Source organism: Endozoicomonas sp. ONNA2 (assembly GCF_024606365.1).
Classification (GTDB): Bacteria; Pseudomonadota; Gammaproteobacteria; order Pseudomonadales; family Endozoicomonadaceae; genus Endozoicomonas.
Map to the genome: position 1 here is coordinate 1 of NZ_JAHHPO010000615.1, position 3,739 is coordinate 3,739.

5 protein-coding genes are annotated in these 3,739 nt (G+C 51.9%); all 5 read left to right on the plus strand.

Going from position 1 to position 3,739, the window contains the following annotated elements:
- The first annotated feature begins 143 nt into the window (after positions 1–143).
- From hisB to hisF, 5 genes are read left to right on the plus strand one after another with little or no spacing between them, the layout of a single operon-like run.
- Positions 144–737, plus strand: coding sequence for an imidazoleglycerol-phosphate dehydratase HisB (gene hisB / locus KDK14_RS10830; RefSeq protein ID WP_257265122.1), 594 nt, complete (start codon positions 144–146; stop codon positions 735–737).
- A gap of 2 nt (positions 738–739) precedes the next feature.
- Complete coding sequence (gene hisH / locus KDK14_RS10835; RefSeq protein WP_257265123.1) at positions 740–1,384, plus strand: imidazole glycerol phosphate synthase subunit HisH; 645 nt, start codon at positions 740–742, stop codon at positions 1,382–1,384.
- Positions 1,385–1,400: 16 nt separating this feature from the next.
- Entirely contained in the window at positions 1,401–2,129 is a 729-nt protein-coding gene (gene hisA, locus KDK14_RS10840) for a 1-(5-phosphoribosyl)-5-[(5-phosphoribosylamino)methylideneamino]imidazole-4-carboxamide isomerase (RefSeq protein WP_257265124.1), read from the plus strand.
- 2 nt (positions 2,130–2,131) lie between these two features.
- Positions 2,132–2,503: a DUF4870 domain-containing protein gene (locus KDK14_RS10845; RefSeq protein WP_257265125.1), complete on the plus strand. Its 372-nt coding sequence runs from the start codon at positions 2,132–2,134 to the stop codon at positions 2,501–2,503.
- Positions 2,504–2,527: 24 nt separating this feature from the next.
- Positions 2,528–3,301 carry an imidazole glycerol phosphate synthase subunit HisF gene (gene hisF, locus KDK14_RS10850; RefSeq protein ID WP_257265126.1) on the plus strand — a complete coding sequence of 258 codons (774 nt, stop codon included), beginning with the start codon at positions 2,528–2,530 and terminating at the stop codon, positions 3,299–3,301.
- The last annotated feature ends 438 nt before the right edge of the window (positions 3,302–3,739 follow it).

A 3,739-nucleotide genomic window follows, 5' to 3' on the forward strand; every position in this document is an offset into this window, starting at 1 on the left:
CTACGGTCACATAGCTACGGCTATGCTCCCTACGTTGAGCCTTGCATAGTAACTGCCCACTTAGCCAGAAATATACGATTCCATTTGGCCAACTACTTATATCCCGGCAAACACAATAGATGACAATCCAACCGGAGAAGTTCATGGCTGAGCGCAAGGCGAGTGTTGCAAGAAACACCCTGGAAACCCAGATTCATGTAACCATCAATCTGGATGGTACTGGCAAGGCATCGTTTGATACAGGAGTGCCTTTTCTTGACCATATGATGGATCAGATTGCCCGCCATGGCCTTATTGATCTTGATATCAAGGCTGTTGGTGATAATGACATCGATGATCACCATACGGTTGAGGATATTGGCATAACCCTGGGGCAGGCCTTTGCCGGGGCGATTGGTGATAAAAAAGGGCTGCACCGTTATGGCCATGCTTATGTGCCCCTGGATGAGGCGCTGTCCAGAGTTGTTATCGATTTCTCCGGGCGACCCGGTCTGGAGTTTAATGTTGAATTTACCCGCGCACTGATCGGTCGCTTTGATGTTGACCTGTTCTATGAATTCTTCCAGGGCTTTGTTAATCACGCCGGTGTTACCCTGCATATTGATAATCTGCGGGGACGCAACGCCCATCATCAAATAGAAACCGTCTTTAAAGCCTTTGGCCGTGCCTTACGTATGGCGGTTGCCCTTGATCCGCGGATGGTGGATCAGATGCCTTCTACCAAAGGGTCGTTGTAACCATGAAAACGGTCGCTGTCATTGATTATGGAATGGGCAACCTTCATTCCGTCAGTAAAGCACTGGAACATGTTGCAGCGGCCAACACCCGAATCATTGTCACCTCCGACCCCGGGCAGATATTGGCTGCGGATAAGGCAGTTCTTCCCGGCGTTGGGGCAATCCGTGACTGTATGGCAGAAATACGGCGCCATGGTGTTGATGACGTGGTTCGGGAGTTAGTAGCCACCCGCCCCTTGCTGGGTATTTGTGTTGGTATGCAGGTTCTGCTCGATCACAGCGAAGAAAATGGTGGGGTTGAATGCCTTGGCCTGCTGCCAGGTGAGGTAAAGTTCTTTGGGAAAGACCTCCGGGATAGCGAAGGCTCTCGCTTGAAAGTCCCACATATGGGCTGGAGCCCGGTCAACCAGGTTGATCCAGCCCATACTCTCTGGCAGGGGGTTGACGGCAATGCCCGGTTCTATTTCGTGCACAGCTACTATGCCCGTGTTGCCAATGAAGCGACGGTGGCGGGGAGAAGTGACTACGGTCTTGGTTTCGATGTTGCCCTTGGCCAGGACAATATTGTTGCTGTGCAGTTCCACCCGGAAAAAAGTGCCGCCAATGGACTGCAGCTGCTGGAAAACTTTTTAACCTGGAAGCCCTGAACTGGAAGCCAAAACGATGTTAATCATTCCTGCAATCGATTTGAAAGATGGTGCCTGTGTCCGACTGCGCCAGGGGGAAATGGACGCTGCCACGGTCTTTGGTGATGACCCGGTTGCCATGGCCAGCCGATGGGTGGATGCCGGTTGCCGCAGACTTCACCTGGTTGACCTGAATGGGGCGTTTGTCGGCAAGCCCCTGAATGCTGATGCAGTTCGCGGTATCACCGCAAAGTACCCTGACTTGCCAGTGCAAATTGGTGGGGGTATTCGTGATCTGACGACAATAGAAGCCTACCTGGATTCTGGTGTTGCCTGGGTGATTATTGGTACTAAAGCGGTAACCGACCCTGACTTTGTCAGGCAGGCCTGCCAAAAGTTTCCCGGACATGTGATCGTGGGTATTGATGCCCGGGATGGTTGGGTGGCAACAGATGGCTGGGCAAAAGTCACCGACACCGAGGTTGTTTCTCTGGCACGTCAGTTTGAGCAGGACGGTGTCTCTGCCATCGTCTATACCGATATTACCCGGGATGGCATGATGCAGGGAGTCAATGTTGCCGCAACCCGGCTATTGGCCAACAGCATGACGATTCCTGTGATTGCTTCCGGTGGTATCACCAACATGGATGATATTCGTGCCCTGAAAGCCGTTGCCGGGGAAGGGATTGCCGGTGCGATCACCGGTCGTGCCATTTACGAAGGGACGCTCAGTCTGTCCGAGGCGCAACGTTATTGCGATGAATAATTATGGTATTCCCCCGCAGGTCCGATATTCAACGGGATGATAAAAATATGGCAATGCTGGTGCACCTTCTGCCCCTGTTCGGCTTTATGGTTCCTGGATTGAATATTGTCATACCGCTGGTGATCTGGCTGATGAAGCGGGACAGGTCGCTTTATATTGAGCACCATGCCAGAGAGTCCCTGAACTTTCAGATCACCATCACACTGCTGGCTACTCTCTGGTTTATCCTCAAGCTCCTGCTGGTAGGATTTCTATTATTGCCACTGGTGCCAGTGATCATTGTAGTGGTGCTGGTGTTCATGGTCAGGGCTGCAATGAAGGCGGGTAGCGGTGAGTTTTATCGCTACCCGGTGTCGCTGCGTCTGGTCAATTAACAAGCGTTTGGAAAGGTTGCAGTCATGGGGCTGGCTAAAAGAATAATTCCCTGTCTCGATGTTGACAATGGGCGGGTGGTTAAAGGTGTTCAGTTTGTTGATATTCGCGATGCCGGGGACCCGGTAGCAGTTGCCCGTGGTTATAACGAAGCGGGCGCTGATGAGATAACCTTTCTTGATATTACCGCCAGCCATGAGGGCCGGGAAACCACAGTGCATACGGTTGAACGCATGGCCAGCCAAGTATTTATCCCGCTGACCGTTGGCGGTGGCATTCGCACAGTGGAAGATATCCGCACCATGCTTAATGCAGGTGCGGATAAAGTCAGCATCAACACCGCGGCGGTTTTTAATCCGGAATTTGTTCAGGACGCTGCTGACCGGTTTGGCTCACAATGTATTGTTGTGGCTATTGACGCCAAGAAGGTAAGCCATTTTGGTGAGCCAGATCGCTGGGAGATCTTTACCCATGGCGGGCGCAAGCCTACCGGCCTTGATGCTGTGCAGTGGGCGCTGAAAATGGAGAACCTTCGAGCCGGTGAAATACTGCTAACCAGTATGGATCAGGACGGTGTCAAAAATGGCTACGACCTGGGCGTCACCAGGGCTATCTCGGAGTCAGTGGGTATTCCGGTCATTGCCTCTGGCGGTGCGGGAAATCTGGATCACCTGGTGGCAGCAGTCAAAGAAGGCAAGGCAGATGCGGTACTGGCCGCCAGTATTTTCCACTTCGGGCATTACTCTATTCCTGAAGCCAAGCAGTATATGGCTACCCGGGGGATTGAGATGAGAATTTGATTCTGATTACTCAACGAAGGGGCTGCGCTGCGCACTTGTACTTATTTCCAGTTGCCAAATTCAGAAGGTGTGGGTTGAGAATTGATTACCTCAACGGTGGTTGGATGGTATACCGGACTCATTAAGAATCTTCTGCCAGAGGGTTCCTTGCATCTACAACAAAAAAGTGACGTCAAGGACGGCAGCCACCCCAGCCGAGATACTTCCCTGCCATAGCATTGAGCTGTTTCGGGTTTGTCTTCAGCAACCAGCAAAACCTCGGAAATGGAGGATGGGATTGCGGGCCGTGAACCATTGCCAATATTCATAGTGTGCTTTCTCGTCAGTTACAGTTAAACACTTATTAAAAAGTAGCAGCCGAATGTCGATCTTGCCCGTGAGGCAGTCTGAGAACCGGCCAGGGCGATAGAACCAGACGTACGACCATCCACTAAACAC